The sequence below is a fragment of the Pseudomonas sp. 32A genome (genome assembly GCF_052682255.1).
Map to the genome: position 1 here is coordinate 1,846,187 of NZ_JBQYLY010000001.1, position 21,625 is coordinate 1,867,811.

Annotated in this window: 21 protein-coding genes; 11 read left to right on the plus strand and 10 right to left on the minus strand. The window is 60.4% G+C overall.

Features of this window, described 5'->3' with window-relative positions:
• Positions 1-40: 40 nt before the first annotated feature.
• Both ACUN0G_RS08485 and ACUN0G_RS08490 read right to left on the minus strand, forming a co-directional pair.
• The gene (locus tag ACUN0G_RS08485; protein WP_258344563.1) at positions 41-844 is read right to left on the minus strand and encodes a hypothetical protein; all 804 of its coding nucleotides are present in this window, start codon (positions 842-844) and stop codon (positions 41-43) included.
• A gap of 100 nt (positions 845-944) precedes the next feature.
• Positions 945-1,907, minus strand: a complete 963-nt coding sequence (locus ACUN0G_RS08490) for an alpha/beta hydrolase (RefSeq protein WP_445573113.1) — start codon at positions 1,905-1,907, stop codon at positions 945-947.
• A gap of 143 nt (positions 1,908-2,050) precedes the next feature.
• Here ACUN0G_RS08490 and aroC point away from each other — a divergent pair, with 143 nt between their 5' ends.
• The 4 genes from aroC (at position 2,051) to ACUN0G_RS08510 (ending at position 5,536) form a co-directional block, all read left to right on the plus strand.
• Positions 2,051-3,142, plus strand: a complete 1,092-nt coding sequence (gene aroC / locus ACUN0G_RS08495; RefSeq protein WP_076017399.1) for a chorismate synthase — start codon at positions 2,051-2,053, stop codon at positions 3,140-3,142.
• 148 nt (positions 3,143-3,290) lie between these two features.
• Entirely contained in the window at positions 3,291-4,442 is a 1,152-nt protein-coding gene (locus ACUN0G_RS08500; protein WP_404607752.1) for an MFS transporter, read from the plus strand.
• Between the two features lie 28 nt (positions 4,443-4,470).
• Positions 4,471-5,016 carry a 1,2-dihydroxy-3-keto-5-methylthiopentene dioxygenase gene (locus ACUN0G_RS08505; protein ID WP_258344565.1) on the plus strand — a complete coding sequence of 182 codons (546 nt, stop codon included), beginning with the start codon at positions 4,471-4,473 and terminating at the stop codon, positions 5,014-5,016.
• 235 nt (positions 5,017-5,251) lie between these two features.
• Positions 5,252-5,536 (plus strand): response regulator transcription factor, encoded by a 285-nt coding sequence (locus ACUN0G_RS08510; RefSeq protein ID WP_258344566.1) that lies wholly within the window; start codon positions 5,252-5,254, stop codon positions 5,534-5,536.
• 54 nt (positions 5,537-5,590) lie between these two features.
• On the opposite strand, the gene ACUN0G_RS08515 is transcribed toward ACUN0G_RS08510, so the two are convergent.
• Positions 5,591-5,869: a DUF3509 domain-containing protein gene (locus ACUN0G_RS08515; protein WP_003216777.1), complete on the minus strand. Its 279-nt coding sequence runs from the start codon at positions 5,867-5,869 to the stop codon at positions 5,591-5,593.
• Positions 5,870-6,266: 397 nt separating this feature from the next.
• Here ACUN0G_RS08515 and ACUN0G_RS08520 point away from each other — a divergent pair, with 397 nt between their 5' ends.
• The 4 genes from ACUN0G_RS08520 to ACUN0G_RS08535 all read left to right on the plus strand — a co-directional run bounded on the left by ACUN0G_RS08520 (position 6,267) and on the right by ACUN0G_RS08535 (position 9,537).
• Positions 6,267-8,093 (plus strand): long-chain-acyl-CoA synthetase, encoded by a 1,827-nt coding sequence (locus ACUN0G_RS08520; RefSeq protein ID WP_445573114.1) that lies wholly within the window; start codon positions 6,267-6,269, stop codon positions 8,091-8,093.
• Between the two features lie 96 nt (positions 8,094-8,189).
• A complete protein-coding gene (locus ACUN0G_RS08525) occupies positions 8,190-8,705 on the plus strand; it encodes an ankyrin repeat domain-containing protein (RefSeq protein ID WP_010176046.1) in 516 nt (171 codons plus the stop codon).
• Between the two features lie 41 nt (positions 8,706-8,746).
• The gene (locus ACUN0G_RS08530) at positions 8,747-9,277 is read left to right on the plus strand and encodes a hypothetical protein (protein WP_330565305.1); all 531 of its coding nucleotides are present in this window, start codon (positions 8,747-8,749) and stop codon (positions 9,275-9,277) included.
• 68 nt (positions 9,278-9,345) lie between these two features.
• On the plus strand, positions 9,346-9,537 hold the full coding sequence (locus ACUN0G_RS08535) for a PLDc N-terminal domain-containing protein (RefSeq protein ID WP_003172956.1): 192 nt from the start codon (positions 9,346-9,348) through the stop codon (positions 9,535-9,537).
• A gap of 135 nt (positions 9,538-9,672) precedes the next feature.
• Here the strand turns inward: ACUN0G_RS08535 and ACUN0G_RS08540 are convergent, their stop codons facing one another.
• On the minus strand, positions 9,673-10,143 hold the full coding sequence (locus ACUN0G_RS08540; RefSeq protein ID WP_445575533.1) for a methylated-DNA--[protein]-cysteine S-methyltransferase: 471 nt from the start codon (positions 10,141-10,143) through the stop codon (positions 9,673-9,675).
• A 322-nt stretch (positions 10,144-10,465) separates the two neighbouring features.
• Here ACUN0G_RS08540 and ACUN0G_RS08545 point away from each other — a divergent pair, with 322 nt between their 5' ends.
• The gene (locus ACUN0G_RS08545; protein WP_445573115.1) at positions 10,466-12,553 is read left to right on the plus strand and encodes an LTA synthase family protein; all 2,088 of its coding nucleotides are present in this window, start codon (positions 10,466-10,468) and stop codon (positions 12,551-12,553) included.
• 44 nt (positions 12,554-12,597) lie between these two features.
• Here ACUN0G_RS08545 and ACUN0G_RS08550 read toward each other — a convergent pair whose 3' ends face one another.
• Together ACUN0G_RS08550 and ACUN0G_RS08555 are read right to left on the minus strand one after the other, a co-directional pair.
• The gene (locus ACUN0G_RS08550) at positions 12,598-13,929 is read right to left on the minus strand and encodes an IS4 family transposase (protein ID WP_445575516.1); all 1,332 of its coding nucleotides are present in this window, start codon (positions 13,927-13,929) and stop codon (positions 12,598-12,600) included.
• Between the two features lie 123 nt (positions 13,930-14,052).
• Positions 14,053-14,205 (minus strand): DUF3309 family protein, encoded by a 153-nt coding sequence (locus ACUN0G_RS08555; protein WP_003216767.1) that lies wholly within the window; start codon positions 14,203-14,205, stop codon positions 14,053-14,055.
• A gap of 329 nt (positions 14,206-14,534) precedes the next feature.
• On the opposite strand from ACUN0G_RS08555, the gene ACUN0G_RS08560 reads away from it, so the two are divergent.
• Both ACUN0G_RS08560 and csrA read left to right on the plus strand, forming a co-directional pair.
• Positions 14,535-15,350, plus strand: coding sequence for an SDR family oxidoreductase (locus ACUN0G_RS08560; protein WP_167662514.1), 816 nt, complete (start codon positions 14,535-14,537; stop codon positions 15,348-15,350).
• A gap of 163 nt (positions 15,351-15,513) precedes the next feature.
• On the plus strand, positions 15,514-15,723 hold the full coding sequence (gene csrA, locus ACUN0G_RS08565) for a carbon storage regulator CsrA (RefSeq protein ID WP_258344571.1): 210 nt from the start codon (positions 15,514-15,516) through the stop codon (positions 15,721-15,723).
• A 3-nt stretch (positions 15,724-15,726) separates the two neighbouring features.
• On the opposite strand, the gene ACUN0G_RS08570 is transcribed toward csrA, so the two are convergent.
• From ACUN0G_RS08570 to ACUN0G_RS08585, 4 genes are all read right to left on the minus strand, one after another.
• Entirely contained in the window at positions 15,727-15,954 is a 228-nt protein-coding gene (locus ACUN0G_RS08570) for a YheU family protein (protein ID WP_064453367.1), read from the minus strand.
• Positions 15,955-16,013: 59 nt separating this feature from the next.
• Positions 16,014-17,198 (minus strand): osmoprotectant NAGGN system M42 family peptidase, encoded by a 1,185-nt coding sequence (locus tag ACUN0G_RS08575; RefSeq protein WP_003216760.1) that lies wholly within the window; start codon positions 17,196-17,198, stop codon positions 16,014-16,016.
• Between the two features lie 133 nt (positions 17,199-17,331).
• Positions 17,332-19,077 carry an N-acetylglutaminylglutamine synthetase gene (gene ngg / locus ACUN0G_RS08580; RefSeq protein ID WP_421553815.1) on the minus strand — a complete coding sequence of 582 codons (1,746 nt, stop codon included), beginning with the start codon at positions 19,075-19,077 and terminating at the stop codon, positions 17,332-17,334.
• Positions 19,078-19,080: 3 nt separating this feature from the next.
• The gene (locus ACUN0G_RS08585) at positions 19,081-20,853 is read right to left on the minus strand and encodes an N-acetylglutaminylglutamine amidotransferase (RefSeq protein ID WP_258344573.1); all 1,773 of its coding nucleotides are present in this window, start codon (positions 20,851-20,853) and stop codon (positions 19,081-19,083) included.
• Positions 20,854-21,625 lie beyond the last annotated feature (772 nt).

The following is a 21,625-nucleotide window of genomic DNA, read 5'->3' on the forward strand; positions in this document are numbered from 1 at the left end:
CGCTCCCACATTTTGATCCGGTTTCAATTGATAAACCGGATTACCGATGCGTCGCAATCCAGATCAACAACCCCGCCTGAAACACGGTAAACGCCACCAGACACGTAATCGTAAAGCGCAACCCGCTGTCTTCGCGCTTGAACTTGGTGACCTTTTCCTCTTCCTTGCGCAGCTTCACTTCCTGTTCCGCCAGGTTCTGCTCGGCCTGTTGCAGCATCTGCGCCGCTTCCAGAATCTCCACGAACTGCAGCTTCTCCGTGTTCCAGCTGTCCAGCACATTGCTGACCTTGCCCGGTTGCACGTTGCCCTTCAAATGCTGGACATCGGCATACGCCACATCAAAGCCCTGGATTCGCAGGAAGTGATCCCGACGCAGGCGCGTGGCTTCGTTCAGTGCGTCCTTGTTAGCCAGGTCGACGCCATCAACGCGGTAGTGGGACCACTTCTTTTTCGCCCAGGCGGCGCCCTGGGCCACCAGGAAGCGGCCGATGCCGCGGTTCGCCGGTTCGATCTCCAGGCTGTTGCCCGGACCGAAATGCACCCGATGGGTAGCGTGATCAACCCAGATATCCAGGTGATTCTGTTCCCGACGCACCCGCTGGCCAGGCAATTGGATGACCATGCGCAGCAGGCTGTGATCCTTGTTGTTGCGTTCGGCCCAGCCGAACTGCACAAAGCGCAGGGGCCGCACGCCGGTGGCGCGGTCGGTGGCCAAAGGGGCCAGGCGCAGCATCTTGAAATGTTCGGCCTGTACCTCCGCCCACGGTAACGCGGCCGATGCGGCGGCCTCGGTGTCAGCTGCGGCGTCGGCGGTAGGTTCGGGTGTTGCTTCGGTGTTCGTCATTCGGCGCGATCCTGTCCAAGCTCTGCGGGCCGACAGGCTTTTTGCTGTCGACCCAGGGCTTATCGGCCGTTTTACTCAGGACTGGAGGGGGAATACTCGCTTAACTGGCGCGAAGTCCGTCGATAAAGCGAACCAGGCGTGTGCCCAGTTCTGCAGCCAGCGGCAACTGTGGGTCGTTGTAGGACTCCAATTGCTGCTTAACGTCATTGGGCACGATCCGCATCACGTGGTTCATGCCCTCGATCACCGTCAGCTCGGCGTCGGGCTTGGCCTTCTGCAATTGTTGCGCATCGGCCACGCCGACCTGCAGGTCATTGGTGCCCTGGACGATCAGGGCCGGCATCTTCAGTTTGGCAAATGCTGCCGAAGGATCGGCGCGGAACAGGCTGATCAGATAAGGCTGCACGCTGGGTCGGAAGATGCCCTCAAGCGGTGCAGGCACATCGGCATCCACCTGGCCGGCCTTGAGGTGATCGAGAATCTGGTTGCTGCGCAGTAATAGCGCGGGAGGCATGTGGTCGGCCAGTTGCTGGCGGATAACCTGGTCCACCGGGCGTGCACTGCCCGACAGGGAAATCACCCCGGCCGGATTCAACTGCGGGGCGGCGAGGGCGGCTACCAGCGCGCCTTCACTGTGGCCCAGCACAATCAACGGACCCATGCGCGGGTCGGCCTTGAGCAACTTGCCCCAGGCCACGGCGTCGGACACGTAGGCGTCAAGAGTCAGGTTGCGTTCATCGGGGGTGGCGGCAAGGCTGGCGGCTACACCGCGCTTGTCGTAGCGCACGCTGGCGATGTTGTGCCTGGCCAGCACCCAGGCCAGGCGCTTGAGGCTGTCGTTGCGTGCGCCGTCGGCGCTGTTGCCGTTGCGGTCGGTGGGCCCGGAGCCGGCGATGATCAGCACCACCGGCACTGGCTTGTCGGATTTGGGTAACAACAACGAGCCAAAGAGCTCGCCACTGCCGGTGTCCAGGCTGATAGGCCGTTGCAGCACGACAGGGGAGGCGGCGAAGCCAAGGCTGGAAAACAGGGTGAGGGTCAAAAGCAGAACTCGCAGCATCATCGCGCCATCATGAGGAAGGTGCCGGTTGGACCAATGTCTACCGGTAAGGTTTCGAGGATGAACTAGTCGGTTAGCCTGCGTATACTGGCCGCCTTAAGTTATTACGGTTGACTTGATTCAACTGATTTCACGGAGCGCCCTGCATGTCCGGCAATACCTACGGCAAGCTGTTCACTGTTACCACCGCGGGCGAAAGCCATGGCCCGGCGTTGGTCGCCATTGTCGACGGCTGCCCGCCGGGCCTCGAGTTGTCCCTGGAAGACCTGCAGCGTGACCTCGACCGCCGCAAGCCCGGTACCAGCCGCCATACCACCCAGCGCCAGGAAGCCGACGAAGTCGAAATCCTCTCCGGCGTGTTCGAAGGCCGCACCACCGGCTGTGCCATCGGCCTGCTGATCCGCAACACCGACCAGAAGTCCAAGGACTACTCGGCGATCAAAGACCTGTTCCGCCCGGCCCACGCCGACTACACCTACCACCACAAATACGGCGAGCGTGACTACCGTGGCGGTGGCCGCAGTTCGGCGCGGGAAACCGCGATGCGCGTGGCGGCCGGGGCGATCGCGAAGAAATTCCTGGCGACCCAGGGCATCGTGATCCGCGGCTACATGAGCCAGCTGGGCCCGATCCAAATCCCGTTCAAGACTTGGGACAGCGTCGAAGACAACGCTTTCTTCTGCCCAGACCCGGACAAAGTGCCGGAGCTGGAAGCCTATATGGACCAGTTGCGCCGTGACCAGGATTCCGTCGGCGCCAAGATCACCGTGGTCGCCGAAGGCGTGATGCCGGGCCTGGGCGAGCCGATTTTCGACCGCCTCGACGCCGAGCTGGCCCATGCGCTGATGAGCATCAACGCGGTCAAGGGCGTGGAAATCGGCGCCGGTTTCGACTGTGTGGCCCAGCGTGGCACCGAGCACCGTGACGAGATGACCCCGGAAGGTTTCCTCAGCAACAACGCCGGCGGCATTCTCGGCGGCATCTCCTCCGGCCAGCCGATTGTTGCGCACCTGGCCCTCAAGCCGACGTCCAGCATCACCACGCCGGGCCGCTCGATTGATGTGCACGGCAACCCGGTGGACGTGATCACCAAGGGTCGTCACGACCCGTGCGTCGGCATCCGTGCCACGCCGATTGCCGAAGCGATGATGGCGATTGTGTTGATGGACCACCTGCTGCGTCATCGTGGGCAAAACGCCGACGTAAAAGTCAGTACTCCGGTATTGGGCCAGCTGTGACCGTGTGTGGCGAGCGAGCTTGCTCGCGCTGGGCTGCGCAGCGGCCCCAAAGCCTGCAACCCGGTAGTACCTGGAGAACTGCGGCGCTTCTAGTGGGGGCGCTTCGCGCCCCAGCGCGAGAAAGCTCGCTCGCCACAAGTCACTTATGCTGACGCAAGGCCTTCCATACTGGCGACTCTCCAGCTTCTACCTGTTCTATTTCGCCCTGCTGGGGGCGACGGCGCCGTTCCTCGCGCTGTACTTCGATCACCTGGGGTTCTCCAGCGCGCGCATTGGCGAGCTGGTGGCCATCCCCATGTTGATGCGCTGCGTGGCCCCCAACCTGTGGGGCTGGCTGGGGGATTACACCGGCCGGCGCCTGGCCATCGTGCGCTTTGGCGCGGTGTGCACCCTGGTGAGTTTCTCGCTGATCTTTGTCAGCAAGACCTACGCCTGGCTGGCGCTGGTCATGGCCTTGCACGCGTTCTTCTGGCATGCGGTGCTGCCGCAGTTTGAAGTCATCACCCTCGCGCACCTGCAAGGCCAGACCTCGCGCTACAGCCAGGTACGGTTGTGGGGGTCCATCGGTTTTATCCTCACCGTGGTGATCATGGGCCGCCTGTTCGACTGGCTGAGCCTGGACATCTACCCGGTGGTGATCGTGGTGATCATGGCCGGCATCATCGGCGCGAGTCTCTGGGTGCCGAATGCGCAGCCGCCGGCACAGGGCAACCGCCTGGCCGGTGACGGCTTTTTGCGGCAACTGCGCAGCCCCGGCGTCCTCGCGTTTTATGCCTGCGTGGCGCTGATGCAAATGAGCCACGGCCCGTACTACACCTTCCTCACCCTGCACCTTGAACACCTCGGTTACAGCCGTGGCGTGATCGGCATGTTGTGGGCGCTGGGCGTGGTGGCGGAAGTCTTGATGTTCCTGGCCATGAGCCGGATTCTCACGCGCTTTTCGGTACGCCGGGTGCTGATGGCGAGTTTCCTGCTGGCGGCGCTGCGCTGGTTGCTGCTGGGCTCGTTCGCCGAATTCTTCTGGGTGCTGTTGTTGGCGCAGGTGATGCACGCGGCGACCTTTGGCAGTTTTCACGCGGCGGCCATCCAGTTCGTGCAACGCAGCTTTGGTGCTCGCCAGCAAGGGCAGGGCCAGGCACTGTATGCGGCACTGGCCGGTACCGGCGGTGCGCTGGGCGCACTCTATTCAGGTTACAGCTGGAACCTGCTGGGGCCGACCCTGACCTTCAGCATTGCCAGCGTCGCGGCCCTGGCCGCCGCCTTAATCATTGGCATTCGATTGCAAGAGGAGCGGCCATGAGCGGCTCCCGTGACAGAGGAAGAGTTTGATGAGCTATCTCGCGGTTTACCACGTCTCCACCCCCGACACCCCGAACAAGGTCCTGACTCACCAGGACGATATTGCCTCGACCCTGGCCGAGCTGGGCGTGGGGTTTGACCGCTGGCAGGCCGCTACCCGGCTTGAGGCGGACGCCAGCGAGGTTGAGATCATCGCGGCCTATCAAGCGCCCATCGACACGCTGATGACCGAGCGCGGCTACACCACCGTAGATGTGATCCGCGTCAGCAACGATCACCCGCAAAAAGCCGAATTGCGCGCCGAGCGGCTGGACGAGCACCGCATGGCCCAAGACCACGTACGCTTCTTCGTCGCGGGCCGTGGGCTGTTTACCTTGCACATCGAAGACTATGTGTACGCGGTGTTCTGCGAGAAAAACGACCTGATCTCGGTGCCTGCCGGCATCAAACACTGGTTTGACATGGGCGAGACCCCACACTTTGTAGCGATACGCCTGTTCAGTGATCCTGAAGGGCTGGCGGTCAACCTGACCGGCGACGCGATCGCCGAGGGCTTTCCCCGGCTTGAGGACTAAGTGCGCCCGCCAATGCCTCCTGAATAGGGGGCATTTTTTTAAGTTCAATTCCTGCAGCTTGGAAATCACTGTAGGAACAAACTTTAAAGTTTGTGGGCAACAGCTGTTTATCCCTGGCCTTACTTAATATTTCCTCTCTTTGTGTAACTCTCCCTAGTCGAAATATTTACTCGCCTGTCAATAGGAGGAATCCGACTTCGGGCGTTACACGACCTATATGAAGAGAGAGGCCTGCATGAGCGGTACAGAGCCACAGGAGCAACCGTCCACGCACACTGATAACGCGCCGGTTGCCAGCCGCAAGACGCGTGCGATGTTGTCGGGTAAGCCCCTGACCCCAAAGGAACGGGAAATCCTGCATTGGGCGGTCGAGGGCAAGACGGTGTGGGAAATCAGCAGGATTCGCTCAATCTCACAGGCCACGGTGAAGTTTCACCTGCGCAACATCTACGGCAAGTTGCAGGTGACTAACCGCGTCCAGGCGGTCAATGAGGCGGTGAAGCAGGGATTGTGCAAATAAAAAAAGGCCGTGGTGCGCAACGGCACCACGACCTGTTCAAGTCCTGCATGTCAATCAAGCCGAATGGTAAGTCGGCAGGGCAAAGCGGTTCTGGCTCTGCAGCATCGAAATCTGTGGCAGGTCGCTGGCTTGTTCAGCCAGGTCGCGGCGAATGGCGCTGATGACCCACGTGAGTTGGTCGGCCGTGTGCAGTTGCTGATAAGAGATCGAACGTTTGATCTGCTTGCCTTCGCTGTTACGCAAGGTCAGCAGGATGCCGCCATCAGGACGGGCCTGGGTGGTGACGTCGAAATTGGAGAACACAGAAGAAAATTTATCTTGGATCAGGCTCATATCTATCAGCTCCGTTTGCTCATGTTTTGCAGCGTGGAGTGATAGGTGCAGTGATTGTGCCAGTATTGATCGTCTTAAAAAAACGTTATAAATCAGTAGTTTATAAATTTTTTAGATTTTCAGTTTCGTGCAATTTGCATGAATGGCCATCGTGCATCCTGCATTTTGCGGGGTTTTGCCAAGTGTTTCGCCGCGAGTGGGCGAGGCAGGTCTTCCATAGTGACCGCATTACCGGCCGGTAAATTCCTTTTCCTTTTGGGATACAAAACTTTTCAAATCCTGCGTGTACAGCCGAAGAATGGCTGGCGTATTTTCCTGCAAGGCATTCGGCGCCGGTCTTACGGTGCGAGGGGTGCCTGAGGGTCATACGAACAATAAGAAAAAGGACGTTCCCGCCATGAGCCACCCGCCGAGTGACATGATCACCTGGGGCAAGATGCTGCGTAAGGTGCCCACCATTGTGCGTGCCCTGCCGCGCCTGGTCCGCGGCATGCGCGCCGCCAACGTCACAGACCCTGCGCAACCGTGCGGCCTGGGCTGGACGTTCGAACAAGCCACTCAACGCAACCCCGATGGCGCCGCGCTGCTGTATGGCGACAGTGTGCTCAGTTACCGCCAGGCCAACCAGCAAGCCAACCGCATGGCCCATTACCTGCAACAGCAGGGCATCGGCAAGGGCGACGTGGTGGCCTTGTTTATCGAGAACCGCCCCGAGTTGTTGCTCAGCGTGCTGGCCGTGGCCAAGGTGGGCGGCATTTGCGCGATGCTCAATACCTCCCAAACCCAGTCCGCGCTGGTACACAGCCTGAACCTGGTGACGCCGGTGGCGATTGTCGTGGGGGCCGAGTTGGCAGGGGCCTACGAGGCCGTGCGCAGCCAGGTGACAATTGCGGCCGATAGAAGCTGGTTTATCGCCGATCAGCAGCACACCCATATGCCGCCGAATTACATAGACATGATGGCCGCCAGCGCCGATTGCCCGGTGGAAAACCCCACCAGCACCCAGCAAATCTACTTCAACGACCCTTGCTTCTATATCTACACCTCCGGCACCACCGGCTTGCCCAAGGCCGGTATTTTCAAGCACGGCCGCTGGATGAGGACCTCGGCCAGTTTCGGCACCATCGCCCTGGATATGGGCCCTGAAGATGTCGTCTATTGCACCTTGCCGCTGTATCACGCCACCGGGTTGTGCGTGTGCTGGGGTTCGGCAATTGCCGGGGCGTCGGGGTTTGCGATTCGCCGCAAGTTCAGCGCCAGCCAGTTCTGGGACGATGCGCGCCGGTTCAACGCGACCACCCTCGGTTACGTCGGCGAACTGTGCCGCTACCTGATCGACCAGCCCGTCAGCGAGCAGGACCGGGAGCACCGGGTGACGAAGATGATCGGCAACGGCTTGCGCCCTGGCGTCTGGGCTGAATTCAAGCAGCGCTTTGGCGTCGATCACATCTGCGAGCTGTACGCCGCCAGTGACGGCAATATCGGCTTCACCAACGTGCTGAATTTCGACAACACCATCGGCTTTTCCCTGATGCACTGGGCACTGGTGGACTACGCCCATGACAGCTGTGAGCCGATTCGCGGCGCCGACGGTTTCATGCGCGAAGTGCCGAAGGGCGGTCAGGGCCTGCTATTGGCCCGGATTGATGACAAGGCACCGTTCGACGGCTACACCGACCCCGAGAAAAATCGCAAGGTGGTGCTCAGCGATGTGTTCGAGAAGGGCGACCGCTATTTCAACACCGGCGACCTGTTGCGCAACATCGGCTTCGGTCATGCCCAATTTGTTGACCGGCTGGGAGACACCTATCGCTGGAAAGGTGAAAACGTCTCCACCACTGAAGTCGAAAACATCTTCCTGCAGCACCCGCAGATCTCCGAGGTGGTGGCCTACGGGGTTGAGATTGAAAACACCAATGGCCGCGCCGGCATGGCCGCCATCACACCCGCCGAATCCCTGGCCTCCCTGGACATGCGCGAGCTGCTGACGTTTGCCCATGGGCAACTGCCCACGTATGCAGTGCCGTTGTTCCTGCGGATCAAAGTGAAGATGGAAACCACCGGCACCTTCAAATACCAGAAGGTGAAACTCAAGGAGGAGGCGTTCGACCCGGAAAAGGCCGGCGATGACCCGATCTTCGCCTGGCTGCCGGGATCCGACAGCTACGTGCCGGTCACGGGCCAACTGCTGGCGGAAATCCGGGCGGGCAAGTTCCGTTATTGATTCTGCCTATCGCCGCTTTTGGGAAAAAAGGCATGACAGTGGGGAACTCCATCGCGAGACTGGGCGCCTTATGAAACACCAGACAAGGAGCCCCACATGTCAGACCAAGCCAAACAAATGACCGAAGACGAAGCCGCCGAATTTGCCGAGCAAGTGTTCGACGTAGCGCGCAAGGGCGATGCCGCGATGCTGGCTGCGCTGCTGGCCAAGGGCTTGCCGCCAAACCTGCGTAACCACAACGGCGATACGCTGTTGATGCTGTCTGCCTACCACGGCCATGTAGACGCGGTGAAAGTGCTGCTGGAATTCAAGGCCGACCCCCAGATTGCCAATGACAAGAACCAGCTGCCGATTGCCGGCGCGGCGTTCAAGGGCAACCTGCCGGTGGTCAAGGCGTTGATCGAAGGCGGTGCGTTGGTCGAAGGTGCCTCTTCTGATGGTCGTACCGCGTTGATGATGGCGGCGATGTTCAACCGTACCGAGATGGTGGATTACCTGATCAGCCAGGGCGCCAACCCCAAGGCCACCGACGCCCAGGGCGTGACCGCGCTGGCCGCCGCGCAGACCATGGGCGCAGTGGATACGGCGGCGCAGTTGCAAAAACTGGTGTAGGCTTTGCGCCCTCAAAATCAGCCCCGCCACAGGACCACCCCATGAAAACCGCACTCGTCGAACTCATCAGCAAAATCAGCTCCGGCTGCATGAGCGAACCCGAGATCGCCAAGGTGGCGGACGAAGCGGCCCAGGCCTACGCCGATCCTGAAGCTTTCCTGGCCGCCAATCCCGACATCAACTACGACGACACTTTCCCGATTCCCCTGGGCGAGTGGATCGTTGTCGGCAGCCTGCCCGAGACCGTTCTGTTCCAGGCCGACACCTACCTGGATCTGTTCGCCCAGATCGTCGCCTCGTTCGGCCCGGGCGTGGCGTTCAACCTCAAGCCCAAGCAACTGGCCAAAACCGAAGCCCTGACCGCGCTGAACCGCATCCAGATCCAGATGAGCGCGCTTAATCCGGAAAACGGCGGCTACGTGCTGGTCAACTTTAGCCAGTTGCTGGACGACGAGATCCAGGCGGTGCTGGTCTACGGCAATGACGTGCCACGGGTGCTGGAGTTGTGTGCCGAAGTCGGGATCAAGGGCGAACCGTCCCTGGAAGCCCTGCGGGTTGCGGTACACGTCTGAAATAAAACGGAACCCCTGGCCACGGCTGACTATCCTAAGCAGGCAAGCCCTCACTTAGGAGCGACACCATGGGTTCCACTTTTAATGGTCTGATCGGGTTGATCATCCTCGCGCTGGATATCTGGGCGATCATCAATGTGTTCAAAAGCGGCGCGAGTACCGGCGCCAAAGTGCTGTGGATCCTGCTGATCCTGCTGCTGCCGGTGTTGGGTTTGATCATCTGGGCGATCGCCGGGCCGCGCGGTAACGTGCGCATCTGAAGATCTGCAACGTAGACGTAGACGTAGACGTAGACGTAGACGTAGCAGCTGTCGAGCCCGAGCGAGGCTGCGTCTGCGGTGTGTCAGGCACACCGCGAACGCAGCCTCGCTCGGGCTCGACAGCTGCTACGGTTACTAGATCAACCAGCTGCCTTCCAGCTCCAGCAACTTCACCTTGTTTTCAATCCCGCCGCCAAATCCCACCAGTGTTCCATCGCTGCCCACCACACGGTGGCAGGGGATGACGATGGAAATCGGGTTGGCGCCATTGGCCGTGCCCACCGCGCGAATCGCCTTGGGATTTTTCAGGTACTGGGCCTGTTCGCCATAAGTCCAGGTGTGCCCATAGGGAATTCGCAACAACGCCTGCCACACTTGCTGCTGAAAGGGCGTGCCCACCGGCGCCAGTGTCAGATCAAACACTTCGCGCTTGCGTGCAAAATACTCATCCAGTTGCCGTCTTGCTGTATCCAACTCGTTAGTTGCCAGTGCCCAATCTGCCTGCACCGGGCATTGATGCACCTCCATATATAACAGGCGTAGACCGTGTTCATCGGCCGCGAGTAACAGCGGCCCGAGGGGGCTTGGGTGGTAGCAATAAAACATCATGGGCAATCCAAAAGGGCAGAGGGCCAAGATACGGCCCCAAGTTGCTCGCTACAATCCCGGCTGTTTTTTGTGTGTCGAGATATTCGCTGTACAAAATTTTCACATTCCATCCAAGACAATTCGCCGGCTATTTTCCCTGCCAGGATGCTCTAAGACGAGTCTCAAACCCTGGCCGGTATGAGTAATCAATGGCGTTGCCGGCGTTGATCGGGCACCATTTGCGCCATTGCGTTAACTGCCTGCCCCAGCTTGCCTGGGCGAGGGCGGGGCGCCGCTGTATTCATTCGCAACTTAAACTTCCAATGGGTCCTAAAACGACATGGCAAACCCGGACGCCCTGAATCAGCAGCGAGCTTCTAATCGCTTGCTGCAACCGACCGTCAAATCCCATCTGGCGTACACGCTGCTTTGTGCCTTGATCATGATGGTGATGTTCTCCCTGCTGCGCCTGGCGCTGCTGGTCTACAACCGCGAGATGATCCTCGACACGCCGGCCTCGACCTTCCTTGAAGCGTTCGGCAATGGCCTGCGCCTGGATATCCGCCTGGTGATGTACCTGCTGGTGCCGCTGCTGCTGGCCTTGTTCAGCGTGCGGGCCATGGCGGCGCGCGGGTTTTTCCGCTTGTGGCTGACGGTCGCGTCCAGCATCGCCCTGTTCCTGGGCCTGATGGAAATGGACTTCTACCGCGAATTCCACCAGCGCCTCAACGGCCTGGTCTTCCAGTATGTGAAGGAAGACCCGAAAACCGTGATGAGCATGCTCTGGTACGGTTTCCCGGTGGTGCGCTACCTGCTGGCCTGGGCCGTGGGTACGCTGATCCTGAGCATCGCCTTTAAAGGTGCCGACCGTGCAACGCGCCCACGTGGCCCGTTCAGCGGCGGCACCATTGGCACCCGCCAAGTGGCGCCGTGGTACACCCGCATCGCGGTGTTCGTGGTTTGCCTGCTGGTCGCCGTGGTCGCCATCCGTGGCACCCTGCGCCAGGGCCCGCCGCTGCGTTGGGGGGACGTGTACACCACCGACTCGAACTTCGCCAACCAGCTGGGCCTTAACGGTACCTTGTCGCTGATTGCGGCGGCGAAGTCGCGCTTCTCCGAAGAACGCTCGAACATCTGGAAAGCCACGCTGGAGCAGCCGTTGGCCACCCAGACCGTGCGCGACATGCTGGTGTTGCCAAGTGAAAAACTGGTAGACCCCGACACCGCTGCCGTGCGCCGTGACTTCACGCCGCCGGCCGAGAAAACCCTGCCGATCAAGAACGTCGTAGTGATCCTGATGGAAAGCTTCGCCGGTCACTCGGTGGGCGCCCTGGGCCGCCCGGGCAACATCACGCCGTACTTCGACAAACTGTCCAAGGAAGGCCTGCTGTTCGACCGCTTCTTCTCCAACGGCACCCACACCCACCAGGGTATGTTTGCCACCATGGCGTGCTTCCCGAACCTGCCGGGCTTCGAATACCTGATGCAGACCCCGGAAGGCAGCCACAAGCTGTCGGGCCTGCCGCAGTTGCTCAGCCATCGTGATTTCGACGACGTGTACGTCTACAACGGTGACTTCGCCTGGGATAACCAGTCGGGCTTCTTCAGTAACCAGGGCATGACCAACTTCATCGGGCGTAATGATTTCGTCAACCCGGTGTTCTCGGACCCGACCTGGGGCGTGTCCGACCAGGACATGTTCAACCGTGGCCTGGAAGAGTTGAAGGCCCGTGAAGGCGGCAAGCCGTTCTATGCGCTGCTGCAAACCCTGTCCAACCACACGCCGTACGCATTGCCGACGCCATTGCCGGTTGAGAAGGTCACCGACCGTGGCAGCCTCAACGAGCATCTGACGGCCATGCGCTACTCCGACTGGGCCCTGGGCCAGTTCTTTGAAAAGGCCCGCAAGGAGCCGTACTTCAAGGAAACCCTGTTCGTGATCGTGGGCGACCATGGCTTCGGCAACGAGCAGCAGATCACCGAAATGGACCTGGGCCGTTTCAACGTGCCGATGTTGATGATTGCACCGGGCATGCAGGAAAAGTTCGGCGAGCGTGACCACACCCTGGGCACTCAGATCGACATCGTGCCGACCATCATGGGCCGCCTGGGCGGTGACACCCTGCACCAGTGCTGGGGCCGTGACCTGCTCAACCTGCCGGAAGGCGACAAGGGCTTTGGCGTGATCAAGCCGTCGGGCAGCGACCAGACCGTCGCCTTGCTCACCGGTGACCGCGTATTGGTACTGCCCAAGGAAATGCCACCTAAGTTGTGGGAATACGAACTGGGCGCCAACCCGACCGGGAAGGTGATTCCAGAATCGCCGGACGAGGCTGTGCTGAAGCAGAAGCTCGAGTCGTTCCTGCAGACCGCTACCAAGAGCCTGCTGGACAACACCGCCGGTGTAGTGGACGGCAAGCCGGACTAAACACCCGCGCATAAAAAAAGAGGCCTTTTTAAGGCTAATGCCAGTCAGTTAAGCTGACTGGCATTTTTATTTCTGATCGGATACTTCGGTGATTTCAGCCGAATCGCCCGAGGATATACGCGCTCCTCACGTCGATGCGGCAGCACATAGTGCGGCGCTGAAGCATGAAGCTCGGCCAAATACTTGGGGATGTTCCCGGAACGGTCGGCGCAGACGCTGTTGATAAACCCCAGAATCGCCCAAGTGCAAGCGGTGAAGCTCATTTCGCTCGGATAAATGCCAGGACAGTGGCGACTCATTTCCACCATCTGATAACGCAACAAGTTGTAGCCCAACAATACGCCCCACAACTCTTGTTCGATCATCTCTGGCGTCTTGCTGCGCAGCGTATAACTGCTGTTGAGCAGCGTCTGTTTCATCTCTCGAAACCCTAGTTCGATCTCCCATCGCTGGCTGTACAGATCGACGATTTCGTCGGGCGGGAAGCGCAGCGGATCGCTCATCGAGGTCAGGATCTGACACATCTTGCCCTTTACGGTTTTGCTCAGCAGCCGTGCAGTCAGGCGCTCCGGCAGTCCCGGCCATTGCTTGCGCGCCTGCGGCGAGGTGCTCAGCGAAACCACCGCATCTTGACGCCCCAGACGCTGAATGACTTCGTACTGCGCACCTTTGCGCAGCGGCATCAGCCAATGTCGCTCGGTGCCCGCCTGCTGCCACTGATGCAGTAAACCCAAAGAATAAAAACCGCGATCAAACAGCGTCAGCGAGTGATCGGGCGTGGTTTCAATCAGCTTTTCCGCCAGTTTCATTTCGTTGCTGCGATAGCCATCAAAAGCACTGCCGATCAGCAAGTGACTGGTCAATTCCATTTGGCAAACCATACGCACCTGAGGAAAGCCCGTATCACCATGCTGATTGCTGGCGGAATCGTAACGCGCGCGGTTTTCGGCAGTATCGGGTGTTCGCCAGACGACGCCGTCGACGCCCAACAAACGCAAACCCGCCCACGTTGGGTGATCGGCCGCCTCATGCCAATTTTTCTGAGTCAGATCGAAGACCTGCCTTACCGCTTCGCTGCCCAATCTCTGACGGGCCTGGACTACGGCGCTGGGCGCCACCAGCGGACGCTGGCCCGGCAGCATGATGTTCATGCGACTAACCACATCCCATGCCGACATACGCCGGAAGAACGCCATGGAAATCACGCACCACAGCATCATTTCCAGCGGCAAGCGCCGCTTGCGCAGGGTCGCCACACCGGCCTGTTCAAGCGCCTGTTCGACCAAGGAAGGATCGAGCAAGGCATCCAATCCCTCGATGGCGTTGGGGGTAGAGGCGATGTTGTGGGTCAGTTCCAGTGCTCGAGCGAGACGCATAAAAAAATCCGATGCCAGTACGGCATCGGATTTTGATTTCTTGCGGCCAAAGGTCAAGCGAGAAGGCTTAACTGACTGGCATTAGCCTTTTTAAGGCCTCTTTTTTTTGCACGCTGGAACGCGTTATATCTTGCCGAGCAACAACAGAATCAACAGCACTACCAACACAGTACCGAGAATACCCGATGGCCCGTAACCCCAGTTACGTGAGTGAGGGAACACTGGAAGACCGCCGACCAGCAGGAGGATCAGAATAATGATAAGAATGAGGCTCATGTTTTGTTTTCCTTATTGTCTTCTGAAAAGACCTGTTATTTAACGGATAGGCCCGACAGCTGATACGGACGCCTTAATAACTCCGACCCCTGTGTTTGGCAGAAAATTCCGTGTTTTTTTAAAGCTTTTCGCTAACTAGCTTATTTCCTTTAACCGCGTTGCAAATAACTGTCCTTAGTTCAAATAAATGGAACTTGGCGGGTTTCCCGCTATCCGACCCGGCCCACGGTTTGCCCGGGGCATTCAGCAATCTGATGGTGCGTGGGTGCGGGAAAAACCTTCGCTACACTGCGGCTCACTTCTTCCGTGAACCACAAGGCTACTTTCCTATGCAAAATCGCATGATGATCACCGGCGCCGGTTCTGGCCTGGGTCGCGAAATCGCTCTGCGCTGGGCCCGCGAGGGTTGGCAGTTGGCCTTGTCGGACGTCAGCGAAGCAGGCCTGCAAGAAACCCTCAAGCTTGTACGCCAGGCCGGCGGTGACGGTTTCACCCAGCGTTGCGACGTGCGCGATTACAGCCAGCTCACCGCCTTCGCACAGGCCTGTGAGGAAAAGCTCGGCGGCATCGACGTGATCGTCAATAACGCCGGTGTGGCGTCGGGCGGGTTCTTCAGCGAACTGTCCCTGGAGGACTGGGACTGGCAGATCGCAATCAACCTGATGGGCGTGGTCAAGGGCTGCAAGGCCTTCCTGCCACTGCTGGAACAGAGCAAGGGCCGCATCATCAACATCGCCTCCATGGCCGCCCTGATGCAGGGCCCGGCCATGAGCAACTACAACGTGGCCAAGGCCGGCGTGGTGGCGCTTTCGGAAAGCCTGCTGGTGGAGCTTAAGCAGCAGGAGGTCGGAGTGCACGTGGTGTGCCCATCCTTCTTCCAGACCAACCTGCTGGACTCGTTCCGCGGGCCGACGCCGGCGATGAAGGCCCAGGTGGGCAAGCTGCTGGAAAGCTCGCCGATCACCGCCGCAGAAATCGCCGACTACATCTACCAGCAGGTGGCCGAAGGGCAATTCATGATCCTGCCCCACGAACAGGGGCGCATGGCCTGGGCACTGAAACAGAAGAACCCGCAGTTGCTGTATGACGAGATGACCGTGATGGCGGACAAGATGCGGGCCAAGGCTCAGTCCCTCAAAGCCTGAACATTGAGTTTAGTTCTGAGGCTCAATTCGCGATTTATCATCGCTTGTCTGTAAGGCAAATTACCCGCGCGTGTAAGGCATTCCTGTTTAACCTGAAGGCCATTGATGGTGATGGGCGGGGGGCGCATGGTCGGGGTTCGGTAACTTAAAAAGGACGAACCCCATGCTGGTATTAAGCCGCGCGGTAGGTGAAATAATTTCGGTGGGTGACCAGATCACTTTGCGCATTCTGGAAGTGAATGGCACTCAGGTGAAGCTGGGTGTGGAAGCGCCGGTGGGGGTCAATGTGCACCGGGCGGAGGTCTACCAGAAGATCCTCCGTCGCCAGGGGCAACAGGCCAACACCCATCCGGTGCCCGTGCCCAATCCTTGAGTGTCAGTCGAACAGATGCTTGGGCACGTCGTGTTTGAGCATCAACTGGCACTGCTCGCTCTCGGGGTCGAAGACAATCAGCGCCTGGCCTTTGGTCAGTGCCTGGCGTACCCGCAGCACCCGGGTTTCCAGGGGCGTTTCGTCACCATTGTCGGTGCCGTCGCGGGTCACGAAGTCTTCGATGAGGCGGGTCAGGGTATCGACTTCAAGTGCATCGTAGGGAATCAGCATACAGGCCTCGGCTAAGGAATCCCGGCGATGCTACTGCGCCGGGATCCCAGTTGCCAGTCTCAGGTTTTTTGACCCACCAGGCTGTCCACCGACGGCACGCGGGTATCGCTCTCCATTTGCGTGTCGTGTTCGATCTGGTGACTGAACCGGTCGAGGGAGCCTTTGGCCGGTTGTGCATCGCTGGCGAACACTGGCGGGCTTAGGATGTACGCGCCCAGCAGACGACTCAGCGCGGCGAGGCTGTCGATGTGCGTGCGCTCATAGCCATGGGTGGCATCGCAACCAAACGCCAGCAGCGCGGTGCGAATGTCATGGCCAGCGGTTACCGCCGAATGCGCATCGCTGAAGTAGTAGCGAAACAGGTCGCGGCGCACCGGCAACTCATTCTCCGCCGCCAGGCGCAGCAGGTGGCGGGACAGGTGATAGTCATACGGCCCGCCGGAGTCCTGCATCGCCACACTCACCGCGTGTTCGCTGGAGTGCTGCTCGTGGGCCACCGGTGCGATATCGATTCCGACGAATTCACTCACATCCCACGGCAAGGCCGCCGCCGCACCACTGCCGGTTTCTTCGGTGATGGTGAACAGCGGATGGCAGTCGATCAGCAGTGGTTGACCGCTGTCGACAATCGCCTTGAGCGCCGCCAGCAGTGCGGCAACCCCGGCTTTATCGTCCAGGTGACGGGCGCTGATATGCCCGCTCTCGGTGAACTCCGGCAGCGGGTCGAAGGCGACGAAATCGCCGACGCTGATACCCAGGGAATCGCAATCGGCACGGGTGGCGCAGTAGGCGTCCAGGCGCAGCTCGATGTGGTCCCAACTGATGGGCATTTCATCCACGGCGGTATTGAACGCGTGACCGGAGGCCATCAACGGCAACACGCTGCCACGAATCACGCCGTTATCGGTAAACAGGCTGACACGGCTGCCCTCGGCAAAGCGGCTGGACCAGCAGCCCACTGGCGCCAGGGTCAGGCGGCCGTTGTCCTTGATTGCCCGCACGGCGGCGCCGATGGTGTCCAGGTGCGCGGAAACGGCGCGGTCAGGGCTGTTTTTCTGGCCCTTGAGGGTGGCGCGGATGGTGCCGCGCCGGGTCATTTCAAACGGAATGCCCAGCTCTTCGAGGCGCTCGGCAACGTAGCGCACGATGGTGTCGGTAAACCCGGTGGGGCTGGGAATGGCGAGCATTTCCAGCAGCACTTTTTGCAGGTAAGCGAGATCCGGTTCGGGGATGGTTCGGGTCATAAAGACTCCTGATGAGTTGAGGATGATCGTTCCCATGCTCTGCGTGGGAATGCCTCATGGGACGCTCTGCGTCCGCTCTTGTGACGCGGAGCGTCACGGGCTGCGTTCCCACGCAGAGCGTGGGAACGATCATTCACGCCGTCGGTTGGCTATGGGGAAACAACAGGTCCACGAACTTTTCAGCCGTCGGCTGCGGTTCATGGTTGGCCAGCCCGGCCCGTTCGTTGGCTTCGATAAAGACGTAGTCCGGTTGGTCGGCGGCCGGCACCATCAGGTCCAGGCCCACCATGGGGATGTCCAGGGCCCGGGCGGCGCGCACGGCGGCGTCCACCAGGGTCGGGTGGAGGATGGCCGTCACGTCTTCCAGGCACCCACCGGTGTGCAGGTTGGCGGTACGCCGCACCGCCAGGCGTTCGCCTCGCGGCAGGATGCTGCTGTAGTCGTAGCCGGCGGCCTTCAGGGTGCGCTGGGTTTCAGCGTCCAGGGGGATTTTGCTTTCGCCATCGGTGGCGGCCTGGCGCCGACGACTCTGGGCCTCGATCAACGCGCCAATAGAGTGCTGACCATCGCCGGTGACTTCCGCCGGGCGGCGAATCGCGGCGGCGACCACTTCGAAACCGATCACCAGAATCCGCAGGTCGAGGCCTTCGTGGAAGCTTTCCAGCAGTACGCGCGAGTCGAACTGGCGGGCCGCTTCAATGGCTTTTTGCACGTCTTCAATGGTCTGCAAATCCACCGCCACGCCCTGGCCTTGTTCACCATCCAGCGGCTTGACCACGATGCGCTGGTGTTCGTCGAGAAACTCCAGGTTGTCATCGGCACTGCCGGCCAACTGCTGCTCCGGCAGCCTCAAGCCTGCAGCCTTGAGCGCCTTGTGGGTCAGGCTCTTGTCCTGGCACAGCGTCATGCTGATGGCGCTGGTCAGGTCGCTGAGGGATTCACGGCAGCGCACCCGGCGGCCACCGTGGCTCAAGGTGAACAGCCCGGCTTCGGCGTCGTCCACCTGCACGTCGATCCCGCGCCGATGAGCTTCCTCGACGATGATCCGCGCATAGGGATTGAACTCCGCTTGCGGGCCGGGGCCGAGGAACAGCGGCTGGTTGATGCCGTTCTTGCGCTTGATGGCGAAGGTGGTCAGCGCGCGAAAGCCGAGCTTGGCGTATAGACTTTTCGCCTGGCGGTTGTCGTGCAGCACCGACAGGTCGAGGTAGCTCAGGCCACGGCTCATGAAGTGTTCGATCAAGTGACGCACCAGCACTTCACCCACGCCGGGGCGGGTGCATTGCGGGTCCACCGCCAGGCACCAGAGGCTGCAGCCGTTCTCCGGGTCGTTGAAGGCTTTGTGGTGGTTCAGGCCCATCACGCTGCCGATCACAGCGCCGCTGTCTTCATCCTCGGCGAGCCAATACACCGGGCCGCCTTGATGACGTGGTGTCAGCAATGCCGGGTCCACCGGCAACATGCCGCGCCCCTGGTACAGCTGGTTCACCGCTTGCCAGTCTGTCTCGCTCTGCACCCGGCGAATCCGAAAGCCGCGAAATACCCGGGTTGCCGGGCGATAGTCGGTGAACCACAGGCGCAAGGTGTCGGACGGGTCGAGAAACAACTGCTGTGGATCAATCCCGAGGATCTGCTGTGGCGCTGCCACATACAACGCGATATCCCGTTCGCCGGGTTGCTCGTTGAGCAGCTCCAGGGCCAGGCTCGCCGGGTCCGGGAACGTGTGGCCGATCAGCAGCCGGCCCCAACCGCAATGCACGGCAATCGGTGTGGGGTCCAGTGCGCTGCCGTCTTCGGCTAAGCGGGCTTGCAGGCGCTCGTAGGAGGGCGCCTGGCCCCGCAGCAAGCGTTGGCTGTAAGCCGTGGCATGAGGTTTCATGAATCAGATTCCTTGTTCGCTGAGCCACAGGTTCAGCGCCGCCAGTTGCCACAGCTTGGAGCCGCGCAACGGGGTCAATTGGCCTTGGGGGTCGGTGAGCAGGCGGTCGAGCATCGCCGGGTTGAACAGGCCGCGATCCTGGCTGGGGTCCAGCAACAGGTCGCGCACCCAGTTCAAGGTGTCACCCTGCAAATGCTTGAGGCCGGGCACCGGGAAGTAGCCTTTTTTGCGGTCGATGACTTCGCTCGGGATCACCCGGCGCGCGGCTTCCTTGAGCACTTGCTTGCCGCCGTCCGGCAGTTTGAATTTGCCGGGCACGCGGGCCGACAGTTCCACCAGGCGATAGTCGAGAAACGGTGTGCGCGCTTCCAGGCCCCAGGCCATGGTCATGTTGTCGACGCGCTTGACCGGGTCGTCCACCAGCATCACGGTGCTGTCCAGGCGCAAGGCTTTGTCCACTGCGGCATCGGCGCCGGGCTGGGCGAAATGCTCGCGCACGAAGTCGCCGGCGGCGTCATTGGCGGTCAGCCATTTCGGCGCGACCGTGGCGGCGTAGTCGTCGTAGCTGCGGTCGAAGAACGCATCGCGGTACGCGGCATACGGATCGCTGGCGCCGTCCACTTGCGGGTACCAGTGGTAGCCGGCGAACAACTCGTCCGCGCCCTGACCGCTCTGCACCACTTTGCAGTGCTTGGCGACTTCCCGGGACAGCAGGTAGAAGGCGATGCAGTCATGGCTGACCATCGGCTCGCTCATGGCGCGGAACGCCGCCGGCAATTGCTCGATGATTTCGCTTTCGGCGATGCGCAGTTGGTGGTGCCGGGTGCCGTAATGCTTGGCGATCAAGTCCGAATACTGGAACTCATCGCCGCGTTCGCCACCGGCGTCTTCAAAACCGATGGAGAAGGTCGACAGGTCCTGCACGCCGACTTCGCGCAACAGGCCCACCAGCATGCTGGAGTCGACACCGCCGGAAAGCAGCACGCCTACGTCCACTGCCGCCCGCTGACGAATCGCCACGGCTTCGCGGGTGCTGTCGAGCACGCGGTCGGTCCAGTCTTCGAGGGTCAGGTTGGCTTCATCGGCGTGAGGGCCGTAGGGCAGGGTCCACCAGGTTTTCTGTTCAGTCTTGCCGTCGGCGTCGATGCGCATCCACGACGCGGGCGGCAGTTTTTCGATGCCCGCCAGCAAGGTGCGCGGCGCAGGCACCACGGCGTGGAAATTCAGGTAGTGATTGAGGGCCACCGGATCGAGGATCGGGTTGATATCGCCGCCCTTGAGCAGCGCCGGCAAGGCCGAAGCAAAACGCAGGCGCTGGCCGGTGCGCGACAGGTACAGCGGCTTCACGCCGAGGCGGTCACGGGCGATAAACAGGCGCTTAGCATCGCGCTCCCAGATGGCGAAGGCGAACATCCCGTTGAGCTTGGGCAACAAGGCTTCGCCCCAGGCGTGGTAGCCCTTGAGCAACACTTCGGTGTCGCCACCGGAATAGAAGGCGTAGCCCAGGGCTTCCAGCTCTTCACGCAATTCCGGGAAGTTATAGATCGCGCCGTTGAACGCCAGGGACAGGCCCAGTTGGGCGTCGACCATCGGTTGGGCAGAGCCGTCCGACAGGTCCATGATTTTCAGGCGTCGATGGCCCAGGGCAATCGGCCCTTGGGCATGGAAACCCCACGCGTCAGGACCGCGTGGCGCCAGGTGATGGGTGATTCGTTCCACCGCTGCCAAGTCGGCAGGTTGGTGATCGAAACGTAACTCTCCAGCTAATCCGCACATATTGCTTAGGGCCTTGTATTTGCTCGACCTAGGCGTATCTACCGTGATTCGTGCACCAATTTCGTACCGATCTTGGGTAAATCCAGCTTTTCAAGCACCGCGAAATCACTCGAGGAACTGATCCACTGGCGTAAGTTGAAAGCAGGACCTGAACGCTGTGTCCAAGTTGCGCAGCAATGAAGGCGGGATTCATTCCGGACACCAGGCACATCAGTTGCGTAAGTGTGCCTGGTGTCATACATCCGGCGATATCGCATTCCGATCTTGCGCAGTGCTGACAACCAATAACGCTTAGCTCCAGTTTCGGATCGGGTGTATAGCTCTGATCTGTCACCCGAACCGTCCGGCGCGAAAACGTAATCAGAGCGCGCCGCCGTATGTAGTCTGGCTTGTTCGAGTGCCTGCAAAGTCCGATCGTTCAATAAAACTTCCCGCGAGGCCTTCGTTTTGGTCCTCTCCCTGATCTTGCCGTACAGCCTGATACGGCACACCTTGGCGCGCCACTAGCGCGTATCAACCTCATTCGTCCGCCCCTTCGCGACTGAATGGGTCGATTTCACGCTTGGTCACGCGTGTCGGGGGGATAGAGTTGGCCGGGTTACCTGCGTTTCCACGGTTACTCCCCATCCCGCGCTCGCCCGAGGAGCAGCTGGCCGAATCACAGGCCTGTGCCTGGTCTCAGGATCTGCTGAAGTTCAAGCTAGCGATCCGGGAGACCCTGCTCCGTAACCTACGCGGCTAACTTCCTCGAGGACAACCCAACTGCTGACAC